This window comes from Vibrio sp. 2-Bac 85 (assembly GCF_037546705.1).
In the GTDB taxonomy this organism is placed as follows: domain Bacteria; phylum Pseudomonadota; class Gammaproteobacteria; order Enterobacterales; family Psychromonadaceae; genus Psychromonas.
Map to the genome: position 1 here is coordinate 45,751 of NZ_JALAAB010000021.1, position 22,778 is coordinate 68,528.

At 37.6% G+C, this 22,778-nt stretch carries 21 protein-coding genes; 18 read left to right on the top strand and 3 right to left on the bottom strand.

The annotated features are described in order from the left end of the window. Positions 1–52 precede the first annotated feature (52 nt). The 14 genes from trmJ to MT390_RS17745 all read left to right on the top strand — a co-directional run bounded on the left by trmJ (position 53) and on the right by MT390_RS17745 (position 13,661). Positions 53–811, top strand: a complete 759-nt coding sequence (trmJ, locus tag MT390_RS17680; protein ID WP_499442451.1) for a tRNA (cytosine(32)/uridine(32)-2'-O)-methyltransferase TrmJ — start codon at positions 53–55, stop codon at positions 809–811. Between the two features lie 120 nt (positions 812–931). Continuing rightward, positions 932–1,408 (top strand): Fe-S cluster assembly transcriptional regulator IscR, encoded by a 477-nt coding sequence (gene iscR, locus MT390_RS17685; protein WP_028868611.1) that lies wholly within the window; start codon positions 932–934, stop codon positions 1,406–1,408. A 17-nt stretch (positions 1,409–1,425) separates the two neighbouring features. Further along, positions 1,426–2,640: an IscS subfamily cysteine desulfurase gene (locus tag MT390_RS17690; RefSeq protein WP_166370615.1), complete on the top strand. Its 1,215-nt coding sequence runs from the start codon at positions 1,426–1,428 to the stop codon at positions 2,638–2,640. Positions 2,641–2,686: 46 nt separating this feature from the next. After that, positions 2,687–3,067, top strand: a complete 381-nt coding sequence (gene iscU, locus MT390_RS17695; RefSeq protein ID WP_028868609.1) for a Fe-S cluster assembly scaffold IscU — start codon at positions 2,687–2,689, stop codon at positions 3,065–3,067. 70 nt (positions 3,068–3,137) lie between these two features. Further along, positions 3,138–3,461 carry an iron-sulfur cluster assembly protein IscA gene (iscA, locus tag MT390_RS17700; protein WP_499442454.1) on the top strand — a complete coding sequence of 108 codons (324 nt, stop codon included), beginning with the start codon at positions 3,138–3,140 and terminating at the stop codon, positions 3,459–3,461. Between the two features lie 91 nt (positions 3,462–3,552). Continuing rightward, the gene (hscB, locus tag MT390_RS17705) at positions 3,553–4,062 is read left to right on the top strand and encodes a co-chaperone HscB (protein ID WP_499442455.1); all 510 of its coding nucleotides are present in this window, start codon (positions 3,553–3,555) and stop codon (positions 4,060–4,062) included. Positions 4,063–4,094: 32 nt separating this feature from the next. Continuing rightward, positions 4,095–5,963, top strand: a complete 1,869-nt coding sequence (gene hscA / locus MT390_RS17710; protein ID WP_499442457.1) for a Fe-S protein assembly chaperone HscA — start codon at positions 4,095–4,097, stop codon at positions 5,961–5,963. A gap of 31 nt (positions 5,964–5,994) precedes the next feature. Beyond that, on the top strand, positions 5,995–6,333 hold the full coding sequence (gene fdx, locus MT390_RS17715; protein WP_166370607.1) for an ISC system 2Fe-2S type ferredoxin: 339 nt from the start codon (positions 5,995–5,997) through the stop codon (positions 6,331–6,333). A gap of 72 nt (positions 6,334–6,405) precedes the next feature. Continuing rightward, complete coding sequence (iscX, locus tag MT390_RS17720; RefSeq protein ID WP_499442459.1) at positions 6,406–6,606, top strand: Fe-S cluster assembly protein IscX; 201 nt, start codon at positions 6,406–6,408, stop codon at positions 6,604–6,606. A 57-nt stretch (positions 6,607–6,663) separates the two neighbouring features. Continuing rightward, positions 6,664–7,962, top strand: a complete 1,299-nt coding sequence (gene pepB, locus MT390_RS17725; RefSeq protein ID WP_499442461.1) for an aminopeptidase PepB — start codon at positions 6,664–6,666, stop codon at positions 7,960–7,962. 484 nt (positions 7,963–8,446) lie between these two features. Continuing rightward, entirely contained in the window at positions 8,447–8,869 is a 423-nt protein-coding gene (locus tag MT390_RS17730; RefSeq protein WP_299665513.1) for a hypothetical protein, read from the top strand. A 317-nt stretch (positions 8,870–9,186) separates the two neighbouring features. Next, positions 9,187–12,231, top strand: coding sequence for a D-2-hydroxyglutarate dehydrogenase YdiJ (gene ydiJ / locus MT390_RS17735; RefSeq protein ID WP_499442464.1), 3,045 nt, complete (start codon positions 9,187–9,189; stop codon positions 12,229–12,231). 122 nt (positions 12,232–12,353) lie between these two features. Next, positions 12,354–12,782: a hotdog fold thioesterase gene (locus tag MT390_RS17740; RefSeq protein ID WP_166370597.1), complete on the top strand. Its 429-nt coding sequence runs from the start codon at positions 12,354–12,356 to the stop codon at positions 12,780–12,782. Between the two features lie 39 nt (positions 12,783–12,821). Further along, a complete protein-coding gene (locus MT390_RS17745; protein WP_299665522.1) occupies positions 12,822–13,661 on the top strand; it encodes a CvfB family protein in 840 nt (279 codons plus the stop codon). A 241-nt stretch (positions 13,662–13,902) separates the two neighbouring features. Here MT390_RS17745 and MT390_RS17750 read toward each other — a convergent pair whose 3' ends face one another. Further along, complete coding sequence (locus tag MT390_RS17750) at positions 13,903–15,537, bottom strand: FMN-binding glutamate synthase family protein (RefSeq protein WP_499442467.1); 1,635 nt, start codon at positions 15,535–15,537, stop codon at positions 13,903–13,905. Positions 15,538–15,818: 281 nt separating this feature from the next. Beyond that, positions 15,819–16,439 (bottom strand): LysE family translocator, encoded by a 621-nt coding sequence (locus tag MT390_RS17755; RefSeq protein WP_166370591.1) that lies wholly within the window; start codon positions 16,437–16,439, stop codon positions 15,819–15,821. A 605-nt stretch (positions 16,440–17,044) separates the two neighbouring features. On the opposite strand from MT390_RS17755, the gene MT390_RS17760 reads away from it, so the two are divergent. Both MT390_RS17760 and MT390_RS17765 read left to right on the top strand, forming a co-directional pair. After that, on the top strand, positions 17,045–17,677 hold the full coding sequence (locus tag MT390_RS17760) for a hypothetical protein (RefSeq protein WP_299665529.1): 633 nt from the start codon (positions 17,045–17,047) through the stop codon (positions 17,675–17,677). 613 nt (positions 17,678–18,290) lie between these two features. Beyond that, positions 18,291–19,550 carry a NupC/NupG family nucleoside CNT transporter gene (locus MT390_RS17765; RefSeq protein ID WP_499442470.1) on the top strand — a complete coding sequence of 420 codons (1,260 nt, stop codon included), beginning with the start codon at positions 18,291–18,293 and terminating at the stop codon, positions 19,548–19,550. 85 nt (positions 19,551–19,635) lie between these two features. Here the strand turns inward: MT390_RS17765 and bepA are convergent, their stop codons facing one another. Then, the gene (bepA, locus tag MT390_RS17770) at positions 19,636–21,081 is read right to left on the bottom strand and encodes a beta-barrel assembly-enhancing protease (protein WP_499442472.1); all 1,446 of its coding nucleotides are present in this window, start codon (positions 21,079–21,081) and stop codon (positions 19,636–19,638) included. A gap of 247 nt (positions 21,082–21,328) precedes the next feature. On the opposite strand from bepA, the gene MT390_RS17775 reads away from it, so the two are divergent. Beyond that, positions 21,329–21,535: a sulfurtransferase TusA family protein gene (locus tag MT390_RS17775; protein ID WP_166370585.1), complete on the top strand. Its 207-nt coding sequence runs from the start codon at positions 21,329–21,331 to the stop codon at positions 21,533–21,535. 132 nt (positions 21,536–21,667) lie between these two features. After that, the gene (locus MT390_RS17780; protein WP_166370583.1) at positions 21,668–22,765 is read left to right on the top strand and encodes an AI-2E family transporter; all 1,098 of its coding nucleotides are present in this window, start codon (positions 21,668–21,670) and stop codon (positions 22,763–22,765) included. Positions 22,766–22,778: the final 13 nt, after the last annotated feature.

The following is a 22,778-nucleotide window of genomic DNA, read 5'->3' on the forward strand; positions in this document are numbered from 1 at the left end:
AAACAGTGCTAAACTTTGCGCTCAAAAATTTACTCTTCACGAAGGAAAAACGATGCTAGACAACGTTCGCATTATATTAATTGGTACCTCTCACCCTGGCAACATTGGCAGCGCTGCTAGAGCAATGAAAACAATGGGCTTGACTGATTTAGTGTTGATCGATCCTGAATGTGAAATCGATGGTAAATCGGTTGCTCTTTCAGCTGGTGCCAGCGATGTATTAAAAAATCATAAAGTCTATAAAACACTCGATCAAGGTATCGAAGATTGTGGATTGGTCGTTGGTGCAAGTGCTCGCCCTAGAACCCTTGATTGGCCTATGTTAGACCCAAGAGAAATGGGTGTTAAAGTAGCGAGCGAAGGGAAAAAACACAAAGTGGCATTAGTGTTTGGTCGTGAAAATAGTGGTTTAACCAATGATGAACTTCAGAAGTGTCATTTTCATGTGTTTATTCCTGCAAATCCAGACTATAGCTCACTCAACTTAGCAATGGCTGTTCAAACATTAAGCTATGAAGTACGAATGGCATTTTTAGCCTCAGAAGCATTTCCTGAGGTTGTCGAGGAGTACCCAAGAGCTGCTGACTTCGAAGGTATGCTGGAACACTTACAAAAAACATTGTTTCAAATCGGCTTTATCGTACCCGCTCATCCAGGCTTGGTGATGGATAAGTTACGTCGTTTGTTGAATCGTGCCCGTCCTGAAATCAATGAGTTAAGAATGCTTAGAGGTATTTTTAGTAGCATGCAAAAATCCATAGAAAGTGCAGAAAAAGATGTGCTAAAAGATGCAAGCATCAACAAAAAATAAAACCTACTAAAGTGTAGGGTTTTTTACTTGACTAAAATTGTCAGGTATTTATACTAAGTGCATTAAGTCATTCGTTTTAACCGATATGGTTGTAAAACACTTATTATAGCGAACTCTACTATGAAATTAACTTCAAAAGGCCGTTATGCGGTCACTGCGATGCTAGATGTTGCAATAAAAGAGCACAATGGCCCAGTGCCCCTTGCTGAGATCTCTGAGCGCCAAGGAATATCGCTTTCTTATCTGGAGCAATTATTTTCAAAGCTTAGGCAAAAAGAGCTGGTAAGTAGTGTGCGCGGCCCCGGTGGCGGTTATAAGTTGGGCAAAAGCAAGTCAGAGATTTCAGTGTCAATGATTATTGATGCCGTAAATGAAAGCGTTGATGTGCGTAAATGCTCAGGTAAAGGTGGTTGTCAAGAAGATGGCGTACAGTGCTTGACGCATTCTTTATGGGAACAATTAAGTACCAGAATTAGTTCATTTTTAGACGGCATAACATTAGATGAATTAATGGCTAGTGAACATGTACAGCATGTTTCTGAACAACAAAATAATAAATTTACTAATAACGAACTGCTTAATATTATCTCTAAATAAGGGCAGTGGAGAAAAAAATGAAATTACCGATTTATCTTGATTATTCAGCAACTACCCCCGTTGATCCTCGTGTTGTTGAAAAAATGGTGCAGTATTTATCAGTAGATGGCGACTTTGGTAACCCAGCGTCACGTTCTCACCGTTTTGGTTGGCAGGCTGAAGAAGCCGTTGATATTGCTCGTGAGCAAATTGCCGACTTATTAAATGCAGATTCTCGTGAAATAGTTTTCACATCAGGTGCTACTGAATCAAATAACCTTGCAATTAAAGGTGCTGCACATTTTTACCAGAAAAAAGGTAAACATATTATTACCGCTAAAACTGAGCATAAAGCCGTTTTAGATACTTGTCGTCAATTAGAGCGTGAAGGTTTTGAAGTTACTTACCTTGACCCAAAAGAAGATGGCATCGTAACACCTGAACAATTAAAAGAAGCATTACGAGACGACACGGTATTAGTAAGCTTGATGCATGTGAATAACGAAATTGGTGTTATTCAAGACATTGCAGCATATGGTGAATTATGTCGTGCCAATAAGACTATTTTACACGTGGATGCAGCACAAAGTGCCGGTAAAATTGAAATTGACGTACAAAAAATGAAAGTGGATTTAATCTCTTTCTCTGGTCATAAAATTTACGGTCCTAAAGGTATCGGTGCATTATATGTTAGCCGTAAACCGCGTATTCGTTTAGAAGCACAAATGCATGGTGGTGGGCACGAGCGTGGTATGCGCAGTGGTACATTAGCAACGCATCAAATTGTAGCAATGGGTGAAGCATTCCGAATCGCAAAAGAAGAGATGGCAAGCGAAAACGAACGTGTTCTAGCATTACGTAATCGTCTATTAAATGGCGTTAATGATATGGAAGAAGTGTATGTGAACGGTTCGTTGGAAAATCGTGTTGCAGGCAATATTAATATCAGCTTTAACTATGTTGAAGGTGAGTCATTAGTAATGGCACTGAAAGACTTAGCTGTTTCTTCTGGTAGTGCGTGTACTTCTGCGAGTTTAGAGCCTTCATATGTTTTACGTGCAATTGGTCGCGATGACGAATTAGCACATAGTTCAATCCGTTTTAGTATTGGCCGTTTCACTACTGAAGCTGAGATTGATTACGCTATTAAAATTATCCGTGAAAACATCGGCCGTTTACGTGATATGTCGCCGTTATGGGATATGTACAAAGAAGGTATCGACATAAACAGTATTGAATGGTCTCATCATTAATCAATACCGACGTAAACACTATTAAAAGAATATAAGGAATACAATCATGGCTTATAGCGAAAAAGTAATCGACCATTATGAAAATCCACGTAACGTTGGTTCATTTGATAAAGATGATAAAAGCGTTGCAACGGGTATGGTTGGCGCACCAGCTTGTGGTGACGTGATGAAGTTACAACTTAAAATTGATGCCAACGGTATCATCGAAGACGCTAAGTTTAAAACTTATGGTTGTGGTAGTGCAATTGCTTCTAGCTCATTAGTAACTGAATGGGTGAAAGGTAAATCATTAGAAGAAGCTGGAAAAATTTCTAACACTGAAATCTCTGCTGAGCTTGCTTTACCTCCTGTAAAAATTCATTGTTCTATTCTTGCAGAAGATGCAATTAAAGCGGCAATTGAAGATTACAAAAGTAAAAATGCTTAAAAAACATAGCTAAGTGATAGTGTTGTGCTATCAATTAGCGTGTTTATGAATTAAATAAACGGAGTCGATTTTGGCTATTACACTGACAGAAGCTGCTGCAAAGCATGTATCAAATTTTTTAAAAAACCGTGGTAAAGGCCTAGGCTTACGGATCGGTGTTAAAACTTCAGGCTGTTCTGGAATGGCTTATGTACTTGAGTTTGTAGATATTCTAAACGACGATGATGAAATGTTCACCGACCAAGGTGTTAATATTATTGTTGATAAAAAAAGCTTACTTTATTTAGATGGTACTGAGTTAGATTTTGTTAAAGAAGGTCTTAACGAAGGTTTTGAATTTAACAACCCTAATACCAATGGTGAATGTGGTTGTGGTGAAAGCTTTAGCGTATAAAAAACGCAAGTCTCGATATTATTGAAGTCTGACTAATACACTAGTATGGTCGGACTTTATTGTTTTATTATTAACAAGTTAGGAAATCGTTTTGAACTATTTTGAGTTATTTTCTCTACCTGTTGAATTTTCTGTCGATCAAACTCGGTTATCTCAAACTTACCGTGACTTACAAAAACAATTCCATCCAGATAAATTCACAATGCAAGATGATCGCACGCGCCTGCAAGCTATGCAAAAAAGCACAGAAATTAATGATGCTTTTCAAACCTTAAAAGACAGTTGTTTGCGTGCCCAGTATATTTTGAAACTGAGTGGGTTAGATATTGAATTAGAACAGCGTACCCTTCAGGATACTGGTTTCTTAATTCAACAAATGGAGTGGCGAGAAAAAGTTGCTAACTTCACCGAAGATGATGAACAAGCAATAGAAGAGTTCAATCAAGATATCTCTGCTTTAGTTAAAGGTTTAGAAGCAGAAATTGAAACTGCATTACAAGCAGAACAATTAGAAACTACGGCAAACCTTATCCGCAAATTAAAATTCATGCTAAAACTTCAAGTTGAGCTTGAGTTATTAGAAGAAAAATTATTCGATTAGTAATACTCGAAAAATAATAGGATTATCAACGCATGGCATTACTTCAAATTGCAGAACCTGGTCAATCAGCAGCACCCCATCAACATAAACTCGCAGCGGGTATTGATTTAGGTACCACCAATTCATTAGTCGCTACCGTGCGCAGCGGTGAAGCAACAACGCTTAAGGATATTGAGCAGCAAGATATGCTGCCATCAGTCGTTAACTATGCTTTATCTGCAGAAAATACGCCGCAAGTTTTAGTTGGTAAAAGCGCTTTAGAAAAATCGGTAAGTGATCCTCTTAATACCTTAGTATCAGCAAAACGCTTAATGGGTAAATCTTTGGCTGACCTAGATCAAACACATCTTCCCTATGAATTTTCTGCTCATGAAAGTGGTTTAGCACAAATCAATACCGTATGCGGCCCTATCAATGCAGTACAAGCGTCTTCTGAAATACTTAAAGTGTTGGCACAACGTGCAACAGAATCTTTACAAGGTGACTTGAGTGGGGTGGTTATCACAGTACCTGCTTATTTTGACGATGCACAACGTCAAGGTACAAAAGATGCCGCTCGTTTAGCCGGTTTACATGTATTACGTTTGTTAAATGAACCCACTGCTGCCGCTATTGCCTACGGGTTAGACTCAGGTAAAGAAGGTCTGATTGCTGTCTATGACCTAGGTGGCGGTACCTTTGATATTTCAGTTTTACACTTACATAAAGGTGTTTTTGAAGTATTAGCTACGGGTGGAGACTCTGCATTAGGCGGCGATGATTTTGATGCTGAAATTGCAAAATGGATCCAAGTACAAGCGGGGATTGAAGGTAAAGTTTCTCCTCAGGTACAGCAGGAGTTATCAAAAGTTTCTCGCGCAGCTAAACAAGCACTTTCCGATGCAGATCAAGTTGACATTACATTGCAACAAGCTGGTTGGACTGGCACGTTAAGTAAAGATGTTTTTGAAACCTTAATTGCTAAATTAGTTAAGAAAACAGTACGTGCGTGTAAACGTGCATTAAAAGATGCCAATGTTGTACTTGAAGACGTGGTTGAAGTGGTCATGGTGGGCGGTTCAACCCGAGTACCATTAGTGCGTTCAGCTGTTTCTGAGTTCTTTGGTAGAACATTATTAACCAGTATTGATCCGGATAAAGTAGTGGCCATTGGTGCAGCTATTCAAGCTGATATTTTAGTGGGTAACAAACCTGATTCTGAAATGTTATTACTTGATGTTTTACCGCTATCCTTGGGATTAGAAACGATGGGAGGACTCGTCGAAAAAGTGATCCCTCGTAATACGACTATACCCGTAGCGCGTGCACAGGAATTTACTACTTTTAAAGATGGCCAAACGGCTATGATGATCCACGTATTACAGGGTGAACGAGAATTAGTCAGTGATTGTCGTTCTTTAGCTAAATTTGTATTAACTGATATTCCGCCAATGGCCGCGGGTGCAGCACATATTCGTGTTACGTTCCAAGTGGATGCTGATGGGTTATTAAGTGTGACTGCGATGGAAAAATCATCGGGTGTTCAGGCTTATATTGAAGTCAAACCAACTTACGGCTTAAGCGATGAGCAGGTAATGATGATGTTGTCCGATTCAATGACATTTGCGGAAAAAGATATTCAAGCCCGTATGTTAGTTGAGCAACAGGTTGAAGCTAAACGCGTCGTTGAAAATTTACAAGCGGCAATGAAAAAAGATGGCGAGCAATTACTTAATGAGCAAGAGTATGAACAAATAACGACAGCAATTGATGCATTAATTACTCTCTCTGATGGCGATGATATCGATGCGATTAAAGAAGCTATTAAAGCAATCGATAAATTAACGGACCACTATGCAGAGCGCCGTATGGATGTATCAATCAAAGCTGCTTTAACGGGTCATACCGTTGACGAAATTTAAGCTAAATTCAATAAATTAGAAAGGTTTTAAGATGCCAAAAGTTATATTTTTACCGCATGCAGAGTTGTGTCCAGATGGTTTGGTTGTTGAAGCAAAGGATGGCGAAACCATTTTAGATGTGGCTTTAAAGAATAAAATTCATATTGAACATGCCTGTGAAAAATCATGTGCTTGTACAACTTGTCATGTCATTGTACGTGAAGGCTTTGATTCATTAGAAGAAAGTGATGAATTAGAAGATGATATGCTAGATAAAGCATGGGGCCTTGAACCTGAGTCTCGCTTAGGTTGTCAAGCGTGTTTACATGGCGAAGACTTAGTAGTTGAAATTCCAAAGTATACGGTTAATATCGTGTCGGAAGGGCATTAATTTTTATCTAATAAATTAAGCTAAAGTTAATGATTAAATTTTTGTTGTCGTATTATTTTTAGGAACGCTGAAATGAACTTAAAATGGATAGACTCTTTAGATATTGCATTAGCGTTAATTGATAAATATCCAGAGCAAGATCCGCTAGCAATACGCTTTACAGATTTACGTGATTGGGTATTAGCTTTAGAGGAATTTGATGATGACCCAGAACATTGTAGTGAACGTATTTTAGAAGCAATTCAACTTTGTTGGATTGATGAAAATAATTAATGTAATCAATTAATAAACGCGAGCCTAGGCTCGCGTTTTTGCCAATTAAGGAATCTTATGAGCCAGCCATTTCTAGTTAATTTATCTGATCAAAAAGCGCATCCAATTTGGGGGGAGAATGCACTTCTATCTTTTGATCAGCAACAAGCGACGATACATATTGATTATATCAATGATGTTTTATCACAGGTACAAAGTGCAGCGCGTAAATTAGATAATATGTCATTACCCAATATAAAATTAACTGGAGAACAGTGGAATTCTGATTTGTGTTGGGCATTTTGCCAAGGTTTCTATAATGCAAAAACAGGCGCTAATGTTGAATTTCCTGAATTAGATGATGAAGCAATTAGTGCGCTAAAAAACAAAAAATTAATCAGCGAATGGGTTCGTGAAACTATCAATCTAGGGCCTGCATTAGTTACTCCTGAAGTATTGTGTGAAAAAGCGTGTCTATTATTAGAACAAGTTTGTGCTGATAAAGTGCCTTTAAAATACAAACTGATTTTGGGTGAACAACTCAATGCCGATGGTTATGTTGGTATTTATGAGGTAGGTAAAGGCAGTACTAATATGCCATGCATGTTGCAACTGGATTACAATCCAAGTGGTGATCAAGATGCGCCCGTTGATTTTGCGTTAGTGGGTAAAGGGATCACTTTTGATTCTGGTGGTTACAGTTTAAAACCAAGTGCATCTATGGCTGCCATGAAAAGTGATATGGGCGGCGCAGCAACGGTCACTGGTGCTTTAGCATTAGCAGCTGCCAATGGTTTACAAAAGCGCGTTAAATTGTATTTATGCTGCGCAGAAAATATGGTGAGTGGCAAAGCCTTTAAACTAGGTGATGTAATTAATTATAAAAATGGTGTTAGCGTTGAAGTTTTAAATACTGATGCAGAAGGGCGTTTAGTGTTGGCCGACGGTTTAATTGCCGCACAAGAAGATGGTGCAAAGCTGATCATCGATGCAGCAACGTTAACAGGTGCGGCTAAAGCGGCTGTTGGGCGTGATTATAACTGTATTCTAAGTATGGACGATGAGTTCACTGAGTCTGCATTAGAAGCTGCAAAAGATAGCAATGAAAAATTATGGCGTCTACCACTAGCCCCTTTCCACTTGCAACAAATTAGTTCTGCATTTGCTGATATTGCCAATATTCATAGTGGCGGAGAAAGCATGGCTGGCGCTTCTACCGCAGCTGCATTCCTTGCTAAGTTTGTTGAAAAACCTGAGCAGAACTGGGTCCACTTTGATCTGTCTGGTAGTTACCAATTGGCTGCAAACGGCCTATGGTCTGTTGGTGGCAAAGGGCACGGAATTGAAACAATCAGTACTCTTTTATTAAAAGATTAGTTAACGTTTCTTGACTTGCTTTGACTTGACACTGTAATTGCAAGCCAATGAAATAAAAGCCAATATCTTGTGCGAGGTATTGGCTTTTTTCGTTTTAAGACTCATATTTTTTTGGGCTTAAATATCGTTAATGTAAGTTATCCCTACCCCATTAAGACTGCGAATAATTATTGCGCAGGAAAAATGAGCCAATTTAAAGTAGTCATGCGTAAAAAAGTTGTTCTCTTTGTAAAATATCTAACGCAAAAAAGATGCATTTTAATCAGCAAGATTGAGCTATTATTTAGTGGAATCGGTATCAAATATCTAACCAAATAAGCTGCGCGCATTTGTAAGAGTAAAAATGTCAAAGTTATTTAATATTTGTCATTGAATATTGATAATTTTTTTTTGACGCGTGGAATCTGCTTTAAAAGTACGTATAATGCGCGTTAATTTTAGGTATTTAACCTACATTAGTATTATTTAAGTGAGAGACGTGATTATGGTCAGTAAAGCATTGATTTTAATGTTCAGTATGTTGTATTTAGCGGGCTGTTCATCGGTTTCTATTGGTCCTATTGAGGCAGGGGAAGACAGTTATGTTATAAGCAAACAGCCTGCGACTTTTTCAAGTGAAGAAGATGATTTATTAGCCTCTATTCTGGCACAAGCAAACGCTTATTGTTTAGAGAAAAAGCTTAATATGGAAGTTAAACATCTCAATGAATACACCGGATTTTTTGGTAATGATACCAAAACAACCTTAGTTTTTGCTTGTTTGAGTGAAAAGGATGAAACCTATCAGCCTATTGCTCCCGTGGTTATTGCAACGCCCGTTGCGCCAGTTCAACCAACTACGCCGGCTCCTGAGCCAGAAGAACCTAAATTTTTTCCACAGGAAAAGTTAACTAACTACGCTTTTTAAGTTGTTTTAGGTTTTAAGCTTTGGAACTCTTTATTTATTGTTTTTGTATTAAGCACCTTAATCTAAATACGAGGTGTTTAATAATAGAACCTTTCCAGAGGCTCTAATCTAAGCCTCTGACTTAGTTATTTTAATGCACTGAATTTAGCATAAATGATTAATCTAGCGAATATCAAAACCACTCCCAGCCCTATAAATAGGCAATAATTTTAATAGTAAAACTCCTATTTTATCATCTGTTTTACGGTTATTTATGCTATTATCTGAAGCTATTTTTTATCCCCCGTATATCATTAATAGATTAGAGCGTTTTACACATGATCCCAAATTTAAACCATCAAGAGAATATCAAGCAGGATACTTTTGCGTTTATCAAAGCATTAAGCGAAAGTGATTATGCAGGTGAAATTGCAAAAAGTTATGCTAGCCGCTTAGCTGTTGCAACGGATAACAGTGTTTATCAATGCCTTCCGCAGGCAGTTATTTACCCTAAGTCGACGCAAGATATTATTACCCTTTGCCAACTTGCCCAACAATCCGAATTTGCTGATATACGCTTTTCACCGCGCGGTGGTGGTACGGGAACTAACGGTCAGTCTCTGACTAATGATATTGTTTTAGATTTATCTAAGCATATGAATAACATCCTTGAGATCAATCCTAAAGAAGGTTGGGTTCGAGTACAAACTGGCGTTGTGAAGGATCAATTAAACGATTATTTAAAACCGCATGGTTTATTCTTCTCCCCAGAGCTCTCAACGAGTAATCGTGCAACGATTGGCGGTATGATCAGTAATGACGCATCGGGACAAGGGTCTTTGGCTTACGGTAAAACCAGTGACCATGTTTTAGCATTAACTTCGGTCCTTATTGACGGTAGTTTATTAAAAAGTAAACCTTTGGCCGCGGTTGATTTGATAGAGCAAGTCGAACGAGAAGACTCAATAGGTGCAATTTATCGTCAGGTTATCGAAACTTGTGAATCTCAGCAGGACAATATTGAAAACACATTCCCTAAGTTAAATCGTTTTCTAACCGGTTATGATTTAAAACATGTTTATGACCATGAATCGGGCACGGTGGATTTAACGCGTATTTTATGTGGAGCGGAAGGCTCTTTAGCTTTTATTACTGAAGCAACATTACATGTACAACCTATCCCTACTTATCGTACGTTATTCAATATTAAATATGATAGTTTTCAATCTGCATTACAAAATGCGCCTTTTTTAGTAAAAGCGGATGCATTATCTGTAGAAACAGTTGATTCAAAAGTTTTAAATTTGGCAAAACAAGATATCGTATGGCATAGCGTAAAAGATCTCATTACCGATGTGCCAGGACAAGTATTAGATGGTATTAATATTGTTGAATTTGCTGAATCGGATCAAACCATACAACAACAAAAAATTGATGCGCTTATCGTGATGCTGGACGGTTTAATTAGCAATAAAGAAGCGGGTGTTATTGGTTATCAAATTTGTAGTGATTTAGCAGATATTAATAAAATTTATGGTATGCGTAAAAAAGCGGTTGGGTTATTAGGTAAAGCAGATACTCGTGCTAAACCCATTCCATTCGCTGAGGATACTTGTGTTCCTCCAGAAAATTTAGCACCTTATATCAATGAATTTCGCCAATTGTTAGATGACAATGGATTACATTATGGCATGTTTGGTCATGTTGATGCTGGTGTATTGCATGTTCGCCCAGCCTTAGATCTTTGTGATCCTGAACAAGAAAAGCTGATGCGTGAAATTTCAGATAAAGTGGTGGCATTAACGGCTAAATATAAGGGCCTGATGTGGGGCGAGCATGGTAAAGGATTTAGAAGTGAATACGGCCCTGAATTTTTTGGTGAAGTGTTATTTAATGAGCTGCGAAAAATTAAAGCTGCTTTTGATCCAAATAATAGAGTTAATCCAGGTAAAATTTGTACCCCTTTAAATTCAACTGAACAGTTAGTGAGTGTTGACGCGGTTAAACGAGGCACATTCGATCGTCAAATCCCGATTGAAGTACGAGAAAGTTATTCGCAAGCACTTGATTGTAATGGTAATGGATTGTGTTTTAACTACGATACAAAATCGCCAATGTGCCCCTCGGTTAAAGTCACTAAAGATCGTGTACATTCACCTAAAGGCCGTGCTGGTCTAATGCGAGAATGGTTACGTCAATTAGCGAATAATGACATTGATGTATTAGCATTAGAAAGTGACCTTTATGCGGGTAAAAATGCCAGTATTTTCACTAAGTTTAAAAATACCTTAGCTAAACGTAACGGCGAATATGATTTCTCACATGAAGTGATGGAGGCAATGCAAGGTTGTTTAGCCTGTAAAGCTTGTACGTCCCAGTGTCCTATACAGGTGGATGTCCCGACGTTCAGGTCACGCTTCATTCACTTGTATCACGATCGCTATTTACGTCCTGTTAAAGACTACCTAGTCGCTTATGTTGAGCTATACGCGCCGATAATGGGCACTATGCCGAGATTTTTTAACTTCTTCACTGGGTTAAAAGTCACTTCGACTTTAACGGAGAAAGTAGTGGGTATGGTAGATATTCCACAACTCTCTACACCGACTCTAAAATCTACATTAAATCAACATGATATTACTGAGTTTGATTTAACTAAATTACAGGCATTAAGTGCAACTGAGCGTGAAAACTATGTGTTAATAGTACAGGACCCGTTCACTACTTATTATGATGCCGATGTGGTTCGTGATTTAATACTCACGGTCAAAAAGCTTGGTTATAAGCCAGTATTACTGCCTTTTAAACCAAATGGTAAAGCGCAGCATATTAAAGGCTTTTTGGGTCAATTCGCTAAAACAGCTAAAGACTCGGCCGCATTTTTGAATCAAATGGCTGAGCTGTCTATCCCTATGGTTGGTACTGACCCTGCAATGGTGCTTTGTTACCGTGACGAATATAAAAAAGCGCTAGGTCATGAGCGTGGTGAATTTAATGTTCAACTGTTTCAAGAATGGTTAAAACCACGTTTGAAGGGGAGTGTTAAACCTGCTAGTAATGCAGACTTTTACTTATTAGGACATTGTACTGAAAAAACTGCAGAGCCAATGGCGGGCAATGATTGGGTGACGATTTTTAAACATTTTGGCGGTTCATTATCAGAAGTTGCAGTTGGATGTTGTGGTATGGCTGGTACTTACGGCCACGATGCAGGTAAACTAGCTGATTCAAAAGCAATTTATAGCTTAAGTTGGGAAGCTGAAATTGCTAAACGAGAACGTGCTCAATGCTTAGCAACTGGATATTCCTGTCGTAGCCAAGTTAAACGTATTGAGGGCGAAACACTAAAGCACCCAGTACAAGCTTTATTAAGTTTATTATAAATAACCTCAGTGCTAGATTTAAATAAAAAGGCACTTTTGTTATCTAGGATTGAGATAAAACATTAACGTTAAATGATAGCTAACATAATCACCAATAAACAATAGTTAATCTAAGGGGCACGATGAGTATTTGGAAGAAAAGCACTGATTTAGCTCGATTAAATGCAATCAGTAAAGATACGATTATTGCACTATTAGGTATTGAATATACTAAAATTGGTGACAATTTTATTGAAGCAGTTATGCCTGTTGATACACGAACACATCAACCTCATGGTTTGTTACACGGCGGCGCATCAGTTGTGCTTGCTGAAACACTCGGTAGTGTGGCTGCTAATTTAGTAGTTGCAGATGACAAGGTTTGTGTTGGCTTAGAAGTTAATGCTAATCATGTTAGAAGTATTAAAAAAGGCACTGTGACAGGGACTGCAACGGCGGTCCACATTGGTTATAGTACGCAGATTTGGCAAATAGAAATTTGTAATGAACGCCAACAGTTAATCTGCACCTCACGATTAACTGTAGCGGTTATTGATAAACCCAAACAATAAACACCTCATACAATGAGGTGTATTTAAAAAGAGAGAATTATGATTAAAGTAGGCACTTATAACGAACTTAAGATCGTTAAAGAAGTGGATTTTGGCCTGTATTTAGATGCAGGTTCTCATTTAGGTGAAGTTTTATTACCTAAACGTTACGTCACTGAAAGTATGCAAATAGGGCAAACTATTTCAGTATTTTTATATTTTGATTCTGAAGACCGTTTGATCGCGACGACACAACATGTAAAAGCGATGGCGGGTGAATTTGCGTCATTAAAAGTAGTCGATACAAACCGCGCAGGTGCATTTTTAGATTGGGGCCTACCAAAAGATTTGTTAGTGCCATTCAATCAGCAGAAAGTAGCTATGAAAACGGGCTTAGGATACATAGTCTATGTATACCAAGACGATATCAGTGAGCGACTATTAGCTTCGTCTAAGTTGGATCGATTTTTAGATAAAGTGCCTGCAAACTATAAAGTGGGTGAAAAGGTTGATTTATTGATTGCAGATCGTACCGACATTGGCTTTAAAGCGATTATTAATAACTTACATTGGGGCGTTATTTTTGAAAGTGATGTATTCGGTGATTTGGGTATTGGCAAAAAATGTAAAGGTTACATCAGACGTATTCGTGAAGATGGCAAAATTGACCTGAGTTTAACGCAAACTGGTTATGCAAAAATGGACGGATTGTCGGATCGTATTTTATTAACCATGAGACAACACGATGGATTCTTGCCATTATCAGATAAAAGTAGCCCTGAGCAAATTGCGAAAATTTTAAAAATGAGCAAGGGCAACTTTAAAAAGGCAATAGGTCAGTTATATAAAAATGGCGATATAGTGATTGCTGATAACGGCATTACTGTCTCTAATAAATAATCACTTTTTATAGCGGCCTGATGTTTGCACTTATTTTGCAACACTGGCAACGCCTATCATAAGTGTCAGGTGGTTAATATTAAAGAAAAGCGCTGAGGCGCTTTTTTGTTCGAAGTGATGTAGTAAAAAAAGGGAATACTAGTCCAGCTAGTAACCTGAGCATTGCTATTCATTAAACCGAGTATTTCTGTGTAGCATCACTTTTACCCAGTAATTACCTACTGGGTAAATTCCATTAATTTTAGCTAAGTTCCGGTGATTTCAATATAAATAAGTCATCGGCATAAAATCGCTCTGCACTACTTGCTTGCCACCATTGTTGCCAACACTTGTTGAGATCTTTATTTTCTATTAATGCATTTAATGTCAGTGGTTTTGCAAAGCTATTGACGGATATTTGGCCACCATTGGATGTGCGTTGCTTGATCATCTGAGGAATCAGTTTGGTAGGATCGTCTAGCCCCATACTACCCACCAGTTCAAAAAAACTAGCCATGGTATTGGTATGATAGTTTTTAACTCGTTCACTTTTTACTGTTATATCGAGAGCTTCAGATCTTGCTTGATCCTGTGTCGCAACTCCCGTTGGACAAAGGTTAGTATTACAATGTCTGGATTGGATACAACCTAATGCTAACATCATGGTTCGTGCCGCATTAACAAGGTCAGCCCCAGCTGCTATTTTAGCTAATAGATCAAAACTAGACGCTGTTTTGCCAGAGGCAATAATCTTGATTTTGTCGCGTAACCCAACTCCTATTAAGGCATTATTAACGACACTAATTCCCTCTAAGCATACTAAGCCTAATCTATTTGAGAATTCAACGGGCGCGGCTCCTGTTCCACCTTCTGCACCATCAACAGTAATAAAGTCCGGCGTAATGCCGGTTTCTATCATTGCTTTACAGATACTGAGAAACTCCGCTGGATTGCCGACGCATAATTTGAATCCGACAGGTTTACCACCACTCAATTCACGTAATTGCTGAACAAAATTTAATAGCGCTTTAGGTGACGTGCATTCAGGATTAACAGCAGGTGAAACACAATCGTGATCTTTTGATATCTGTCTAATACGTGCAATTTCATCGGTAATCTTTGCCTTAGGTAATACCCCTCCGTGGCCAGGTTTTGCACCTTGAGAAAGCTTTATTTCAATCATTTTTATTTGTGTTCGTGAGGCTGTTTTTGTAAAACTGTCTGGGTTAAATCGACCATTTTCATCACGGCAACCAAATAAGCCAGAGCCAATTTGCCACACAATATCACCGCCATGTTTAAGGTGATAAGGGCTTGCTGCACCTTCACCTGTATTATGGTAACACCCTGCTTTTTTAGCACCTAGGTTAAGTGCTTCAATTGCATTGGGGCTTAGTGAGCCAAAGCTCATAGCAGAAATGTTGAAATATGATGCGGAGTAGGGTTGTTTGCAGTTTGCTTCTCCTATCAACACCCGCTTAGCGTCGGGTTTGACATGAGCAGGAGACAGTGAATGCCATAAGCTTAAATAATTATCTTCCATCAAATTGCGTTGGGTACCAAAAGCAATGGTATCGCGTTGGTTTTTAGATCGTTGATAAATAAGCGTGCGTTGTTCTCGGTTAAAGGGCATCTCTTCGGTGTCATTGGCTATAAAATACTGTTGAATTTCAACTCGGTAAGATTCTAGAAAATAGCGTAAATAAGCTACAACGGGATAGAGGCGATTGAGTGTGTGCGGGCTACGAAAAATATCGTAGAGACCAATAGCTGTATATGCCAATGTAAATAGAAGTATGATCAAACTAAATACATTTTGAGCCTGTATATAAAAGTAGACTGCTGAAAAATTACCAAGAGAGGCAATCAGCCAAAGCACTTTTTGCATTATGGTCATAGATTATTCCTATATGTATGAGGGGCAATTAACTTTAATAGCGAACCATAAAGCCAACTTAAACTAAGTTAAGTTGGCTAAGTATAAAGTATCTCACTAGGACGTTGCTATTTAAGCCTGTTTCTTGGTTCGAAAATGTTAATTAAAACCACTAAACTATATTTTTAGCCTCAAACTAGCAGCAGTATTAAATAGTTAAGATATTAGCGAGTTATTTATCTATCTATTTACCTATTTACCTATTTATCATCTACCTATTTGCCTACTATCCACCTAACTACTTAACTGACCACTAGCCATAATGCGACAAACATCATCATTGAACCGGCGATGCGGTTTAATATTTTTACGCTGCTTTGCTGTTGTAATAAGTGGCGTAACGTTTTGCCACCCGTTGCATAAAGCAACATACAAATTAACTCAAAACATAATATTACGGCAATCAATTGGGAGGCTTGCGGTAATAACGCACTATCTGGATTAATAAAAGGAGGCAATAAAGAGATCATGAATGCCCAACCTTTAGGGTTCGCAATTGCTGTAATGAATCCTTGGCTTATTAGTGCGCTTCGCTTAATTGCTTGGTTATCGACGGGAGTGGAAGGGATCGCCATTTTACCGCGCGAGCGCCACATTTGAATACCTAGATATAATAGATACGCACCACCTGCATATTTAAGGATTAAAAATAAGTTTGGTCTTGCTAATAATAGGGTAGCGACACCTATTAATGCTGATAATGCGACTAAACCAACACCAACTAATTCGCCCATCATCATCCATAAACTACGGCGAATACCAATCGTCATACCTAACGTCATTGCAAGTGTCATGCACATCCCTGGCGTGATAGAAACGGCAAAAAAAGTAGGAATAAATAAAAGCAGTAAATTGTTATCCATAAATATCTCGAACATATATTGAGGAGGTTAGTCGTAAATAGAATGACCCGTGTATTTTTTAAGTGATGTTTATTACCAAGATTGTACTTTAATCAGTAACTGAAGTCCTGCATAAATAATTGATTTAAAGCTTAAATGTTTGTTATTTTTTTCAGTGTAGCGATCAACTTAACTATCCGCGATTACGTTGTTATTAGGCCATTAAATCGCTTTTTTTGTTAAATGATTCACCTAATCAGCTAGCTGATTAGGTTCTTTACTCACTTTGTATCTCGAAATATAAAAAAACCGACAATTTCCTCAAGCTTATTTGATTCTTATCGCATTATATTTTTAATCAGTCTCTACACTAACTATTACTTATTATTAGTTTTAGCAAAATTGAGTCGCTAGTTTGCTATTTTGAGCTAACACAGGAGTGTGCAGCTAATAAAAAGTGCCCAAAGATAATGGATACGATGGGCTTAGGCGATGAAGTGATTATTTCGGTTATTTACCAATATCTACAATCAACATATGGATTGGTAAGGGACCAAAGTACTTCAGTCGCACTATTAATCAAGGGCTTATATTAAAATAGAAGCTTAAAAAGGGAGGTTTGAATTATGATTGAATCAATCTTGAGAGATTGGGTTGAATGGTTTGGTTACTTTGCGTCATTGGTTGTATTAATTTCTCTTACTATGACCTCGATTATTAAATTACGTTTTATAAATCTTATCGGTTGTTTACTGTTTGCTACTTTTGCTTATTTCATTGACTCATGGCCTACCTTGGCGATGAATCTTGGCATCGCTGCGATTAACTTGTACTTCTTATATGGCATCTATTCCACTAAAGAACAATTTAAAATAGTGTCAACTAACATTGACTCAGAGTTTTTGTGGCACTTCATTCGTCATAATGAACAACAAATTACGATGCAAAGTTCTATTCAGCAGCTGTGCCAAGCTAATCAGGTTTTTTATTTATTGAGAGACAACAATATCGCTGGTTTATTGATTGGAACCGTTAAAAAAGATGGTTGTTTTGATATCTATTTAGACTATGTGCTACCACGTTATCGGGATTATAAATTAGGTGCTTATTATTTTAAAACTCATCGCCATTTTTTAAAGGAAAAAGGTGTTAAGTCACTAAATGTGACGGTTTTAGATCCTGTGCATCAGGACTATTTAATTAAAATGGGTTTTACTGTGGATCCTGCTAATAATGCTCACTTCCAAAAAGTTTTATAGCTAGCCTCTGCTGGAGATTAATTTGGAGGTTAAGTTGGATAATAAGTTGAAAGTTAAGCTCTAAATTAACCTCAAGATAAGCAAGGCGATTCAGCACAGTTAATTCTGTGGGTTTCTGTACTAATCTATCTTCCAATAAGCAGTTATTGATTTGATAGTGTGCCTTGAACTTTACAAAATTACCCTGCTGATATATTTAAAATTTAACGTTTCTACATTTAGATTCAAAAAATAAAAATAGATCCAGATAATAAAAACGTTCTTTTCCGTTATTCCGAATTGAGGCTAAATAACCTCAATTTTTCCCATGTTTGTTCTCATTAAATAGCCGAACTGTTAAGTCATCTATCAATGCCAGATAAGGTTTTAAAAATAGATGATGTAATTTGTTTAGCTATCAACAGCACTGTTATATAATTATTTTTAAATCTAGGCATTGAAAAGTCTAAGTTGTTATTTTGATTTTGATAATCATCAAAATCAACAGAATTTTATGCTTAGTAGAATATGACATTTAATTTTTAACACACTTTCGAGTGTGTTTTTTTGTATCAATTTTTATGACTTCAATGTTGAATCCGCTCCCCCATGTAAGTGAATAATGGAGAAACTTATGGAAATACTGTTTGGATTTGTTGGCCTATTTTGCTTGATAGCGATTGCCGTGATGTTTTCAAGTGATCGTCATGCTATCAACTTTAGAACAGTCAGTAGGGCATTTATATTACAAGCATTTATTCCTGCATTAGTGATCTTTACGCCATGGGGGGCTAATTTTCTACAGGGGATGTCCGCTGCGGTTCAGGGTGTTATTGATAGCGCCAATGCTGGAGTTAGCTTTTTATTTGGTGGTTTAGTCTCGGGAAAAATGTTCGAAATCTTTGGTGCTGGCGGTTTTGTTTTTGCCTTTAGAGTCTTGCCTATTATCATTTTCTTCGCCTCATTGATGGCGGTGCTTTATTACCTAGGTATTATGCAGGTAATTATTAAAATTTTCGGCGGTTTTTTACAAAAAGTATTAGGTACCAGTCGCAGTGAGTCAATGTCTGCTGCGGCTAATGTTTTTGTTGGGCAAACGGAAGCACCATTGGTAGTTAAACCTTATATTAAAAATATGACTCGTTCTGAACTGTTTGCTGTTATGTGTGGTGGGTTAGCATCCGTAGCGGGATCTGTATTGGTAGGGTATGCGTCGCTAGGAGTGAGTTTAGATTACCTTATTGCCGCTTCGTTTATGGCTGCGCCCGGTGGTTTATTAATGGCAAAACTGCTTGAACCTGAAACAGAAAAAACCAAAATTGATTTTGATGAAGTTGAGTTACAAGATGAAGATAACCTTGCTCAACCCGTTAATGTGATTGATGCTGCGGCAAGTGGTGCTGCTTCAGGTCTTAAGCTTGCTCTTAATGTAGGTGCTATGCTGATCGCTTTTATTGCACTTATTGCTTTAATTAACGATATTTTGGGAGTTGTTGGTGATGTGGTTGGTATACAAACATTAACCTTAGAATCTATTTTAGGTTATTTGTTTGCTCCAATCGCTATTATATTGGGGATCCCATGGTTTGAAGCACTAGAAGCGGGAAGTTTATTGGGGCAAAAGTTAGTGGTTAATGAATTTGTCGCTTATATCGAATTTATTAATGTGCGAGATATACTCAGCGAACATACACAGGTTATTTTAACCGTCGCATTATGTGGTTTTGCTAATTTGTCATCAATGGCTATATTGTTAGGTGGCTTGGGTGTTATTGCGCCTAGCCGTCGTGCTGATATTGCACGTCTAGGTCTAAAGGCAATATTAGCTGGTACGTTATCTAACTTTATGAGTGCGACATTGGTAGGTATTTTCTTTGCATTGAGTATTATTTAGTAGCGACCGAACAGAGCCGCTGCATTGGATAACAATTAACCCCACCTCTTATTATTTTAATCTAAGATTTGAAAAAGTTGATGAGTTACTGTTGCAGTTCCTGTAATCGAATATCATCACGTCTGAACTCTTCAATTTTGGCGCTATAACGTGCTTGATCCAGCTTATTGTCTGCATAAGCTAATGCGCTACCCATTTGTTGTGACGCCTCTCTAAAACGGCCTAATAACGCGAGATATTCTGCTCGCATAGCATGCTCCTTTGATTTGTTTAACATTTTTTTGTAAAGAGTAATGGCTATCTTATGAGCGAGGACATGTTTAGGATGAGAACGTACAAAGAACTCTAATTTCTTTTCAGCTAATACATATTGTTGATCTTGCTGCAAAGCAATGACTAAGTTGAGCAGGATAACTTCATTACCCGACAAGTTATTATCGTATGACATCAATAATTGAATTGCGTCTTTTTCCTTATTAGTGGCTAAGGCAATATCTGCTGCTAAATCGATATAAAATAGATTATTAATATCATCATTCAACAACTTCTTATTAATTTCCTGTGCTTTGTCATAATCTTTGTTTTTAAAATAAGCCAATGCTAAACCATACTCTGCAGCCTGTTTAAGTTGATACTTGTGGTTTTGTAACTCACCTTGATACTTGTTAATTAAAACCGGAGCATTCAGGCGATAATACCTGACAAAGATGCGTGCCTTACTTAGCTGGTAATTCAAGCTGTTATTGATATTTGTTTTTTTTAATTGGCTAGCGCGTAAACGTGCTTCGGACAAGCGAGCTTCTGGTAAAGGGTGAGTTGATAGCATTTGTGGAGGTAGACTTGCATATTTATACTTTTCAGCCAATTTACCAAAAAAATCAGCCATTCCATAGGGGTCGTAACCCGCTGCGGCGAGGGTTTGAATACCGATCCGATCCGCTTCAAACTCATTTTGGCGAGTATAGTTAATTTGGCTTTGCATGTTGATGGCCATTGTCGATGTTAATGCTGCGATACCTGCGGCGGGAGAGACTAAAGCGAGTAAAATAGAACCAGCCATGGCGGCCATAGAAGCGGGGTTGCTAATCGATTGTTGCTCTAACATTCGTGCTAAATGGCGTTGTGTAATATGCGCTACTTCATGTGCAATTACGCTGGCAAGTTCACTTTCCGTTGCTGCATAGAGGAATAACCCTGTATTGATTTTTACATTTCCGCCTAAAAAAGCGGCTGCATTAATTTCATCATCTTCGACTAGAAAGAATTTAAAGGGAAGCTTTACTGAATCTGCGTTGGCCACAATATTTTGCCCAAGCGTTGCAATATAATTATTTAAAACTGGATCATCAATAATAGGTAATGATTGGTTTGCCATCATATTAAAAGCCCAACCATACTGCTTTTCTTTTTCGATAGTGAGCACACCAGAACCAACCGTTCCTATTTCAGGTAGGTCATTGTTGGCTAGGCTATTAGGAGACTGGCATAAGAGAAAAAAACACACCGCAAATAGTTTTAATTTGTAAAGCATTCTTTACTCCAGTTTATTTTATTTATTTAAAAGTTATTTAAATTAGCCTATTACAACATTCTCGATATCAAAGATGTTGATAGCATCATATCATCCAACTCGATTAATGGGTGCCTTACACATTAAAAAAGAGGGGGCTTATTATTTCGCAAACAACCCCATTTTGTTTTTCCTGAGTATTTATTGGCAACTATTTAAATTAACAAGATGGTACAATTAATGTTTTATAGCGTTATAAGTTACTTCTATGTACTGTTTAGATTTACGTAATATACGTTGTCCATTAGCATTAGTTTTATTAAAGCAAACTTTAATTAAGACTGAGCATTCCGTGGACATTAAAATTCTTTTCTCTAACCAAGCTGCAATGCAAGATCTACGATTATATTTGGATAAAAAAAACTATTGCTATAGCTGCGATCAAACTACATTATTAGTTAAGTTGAGTGATTAATTGTACTTGCACATGTTAGATAACTTGTCGCTTGTTTTAAGCTCTGCGATTCAGGTTATTTTTAAAGCGCATCACCAGTGTCTATTACTCTGTAAAATGACACCTTGTAATTAATATAAGGATCAATATTGAATGTTTATGCAACTATTTCAATGGTATAAGACACGTTTCTCTGACCCCAATTTAAGTGTTTTGTTCCTTTTATTACTGTTTTCTTTTATCGTCATCTACCTTTTCGGGAATATACTGACTCCTTTATTTGTGGCGATTGTCTTGGCTTATTTATTAGATTGGCCTGTTACTCATTTAATGCGTTTCAAAATCAATAGAACATTAGCGACCTTGATAGTGATGGTGTTATTTATTTCAGTTGCTATGTTTGCTTTTTTGGGGGTGTTACCGACTATATTCAAACAAGGCGCCGCCTTTATTCGTGATTTACCGACCATGTTAAATCAGGGACAGGCTTATATTTTAACGTTGCCAACGCAATATCCCGAGGCTATTGATCCGGTCACTATTACGCATATTATTGGCACTATAAAAAGTTATTTATTAGAGCGTGGTGGGTTTCTCCTATCTCAATCATTTGCGTCTTTATTAGATATTGCCGCACTGTTAGTTTATGCGATTTTAGTACCATTAATGATGCTATTTATGCTTAAGGATAAAAACCAATTAATTAAAAGTAGCACGCGTTTCTTGCCTAAAAATCGTAAATTAGCCGCACAAGTCTGGTCGGAAATGAATGGTCAAATAATGAATTATATTCGCGGTAAAATAACCGAAATCTTGATCGTTGGAGTCGCGACTTATTTTACTTTTTTTATTATGGACTTAAGATACTCTGCTTTATTAGCCTTATTGGTCGGACTTTCGGTGCTCATTCCTTATATCGGTGCGGCAGCGGTTACAGTGCCTGTTGCAGTGGTGGCTCTATTCCAATGGGGGATCTCTCCTGAATTTGCCTATTTGATGATAGCTTATGGCATTATTCAAGCGCTTGATGGTAACTTAATTGTACCGATTCTATTTTCAGAGGCGGTTAACTTACACCCTGTTGTGATTATTATTTCTGTACTTATTTTTGGTGGGTTATGGGGATTCTGGGGAGTGTTTTTTGCTATTCCTTTAGCCACATTAGTTAAAGCGGTTTTAAATGCATGGCCGAACACGCAAACTGAAATAGAAGAAGGTTTATCTCTTGAATCGTCAACAATTATTAAATAAATGTTAAAGAATA

What these genes read in the sequence shown, in the direction of transcription:
- bepA (WP_499442472.1), bottom strand. Translation starts at nt 21,081, where the DNA reads ATGCTTTACAAATTAAAACTATTTGCGGTGTGTTTTTTTCTCTTATGC.
- ydiJ (WP_499442464.1), top strand. Translation starts at nt 9,187, where the DNA reads ATGATCCCAAATTTAAACCATCAAGAGAATATCAAGCAGGATACTTTT.
- MT390_RS17760 (WP_299665529.1), top strand. Translation starts at nt 17,045, where the DNA reads ATGATTGAATCAATCTTGAGAGATTGGGTTGAATGGTTTGGTTACTTT.
- MT390_RS17740 (WP_166370597.1), top strand. Translation starts at nt 12,354, where the DNA reads ATGAGTATTTGGAAGAAAAGCACTGATTTAGCTCGATTAAATGCAATC.
- MT390_RS17765 (WP_499442470.1), top strand. Translation starts at nt 18,291, where the DNA reads ATGGAAATACTGTTTGGATTTGTTGGCCTATTTTGCTTGATAGCGATT.
- pepB (WP_499442461.1), top strand. Translation starts at nt 6,664, where the DNA reads ATGAGCCAGCCATTTCTAGTTAATTTATCTGATCAAAAAGCGCATCCA.
- MT390_RS17690 (WP_166370615.1), top strand. Translation starts at nt 1,426, where the DNA reads ATGAAATTACCGATTTATCTTGATTATTCAGCAACTACCCCCGTTGAT.
- iscU (WP_028868609.1), top strand. Translation starts at nt 2,687, where the DNA reads ATGGCTTATAGCGAAAAAGTAATCGACCATTATGAAAATCCACGTAAC.
- fdx (WP_166370607.1), top strand. Translation starts at nt 5,995, where the DNA reads ATGCCAAAAGTTATATTTTTACCGCATGCAGAGTTGTGTCCAGATGGT.
- MT390_RS17775 (WP_166370585.1), top strand. Translation starts at nt 21,329, where the DNA reads ATGTACTGTTTAGATTTACGTAATATACGTTGTCCATTAGCATTAGTT.
- MT390_RS17730 (WP_299665513.1), top strand. Translation starts at nt 8,447, where the DNA reads ATGGTCAGTAAAGCATTGATTTTAATGTTCAGTATGTTGTATTTAGCG.
- iscX (WP_499442459.1), top strand. Translation starts at nt 6,406, where the DNA reads ATGAACTTAAAATGGATAGACTCTTTAGATATTGCATTAGCGTTAATT.
- hscA (WP_499442457.1), top strand. Translation starts at nt 4,095, where the DNA reads ATGGCATTACTTCAAATTGCAGAACCTGGTCAATCAGCAGCACCCCAT.
- trmJ (WP_499442451.1), top strand. Translation starts at nt 53, where the DNA reads ATGCTAGACAACGTTCGCATTATATTAATTGGTACCTCTCACCCTGGC.
- iscR (WP_028868611.1), top strand. Translation starts at nt 932, where the DNA reads ATGAAATTAACTTCAAAAGGCCGTTATGCGGTCACTGCGATGCTAGAT.
- MT390_RS17780 (WP_166370583.1), top strand. Translation starts at nt 21,668, where the DNA reads ATGTTTATGCAACTATTTCAATGGTATAAGACACGTTTCTCTGACCCC.
- MT390_RS17745 (WP_299665522.1), top strand. Translation starts at nt 12,822, where the DNA reads ATGATTAAAGTAGGCACTTATAACGAACTTAAGATCGTTAAAGAAGTG.
- MT390_RS17755 (WP_166370591.1), bottom strand. Translation starts at nt 16,439, where the DNA reads ATGGATAACAATTTACTGCTTTTATTTATTCCTACTTTTTTTGCCGTT.
- MT390_RS17750 (WP_499442467.1), bottom strand. Translation starts at nt 15,537, where the DNA reads ATGACCATAATGCAAAAAGTGCTTTGGCTGATTGCCTCTCTTGGTAAT.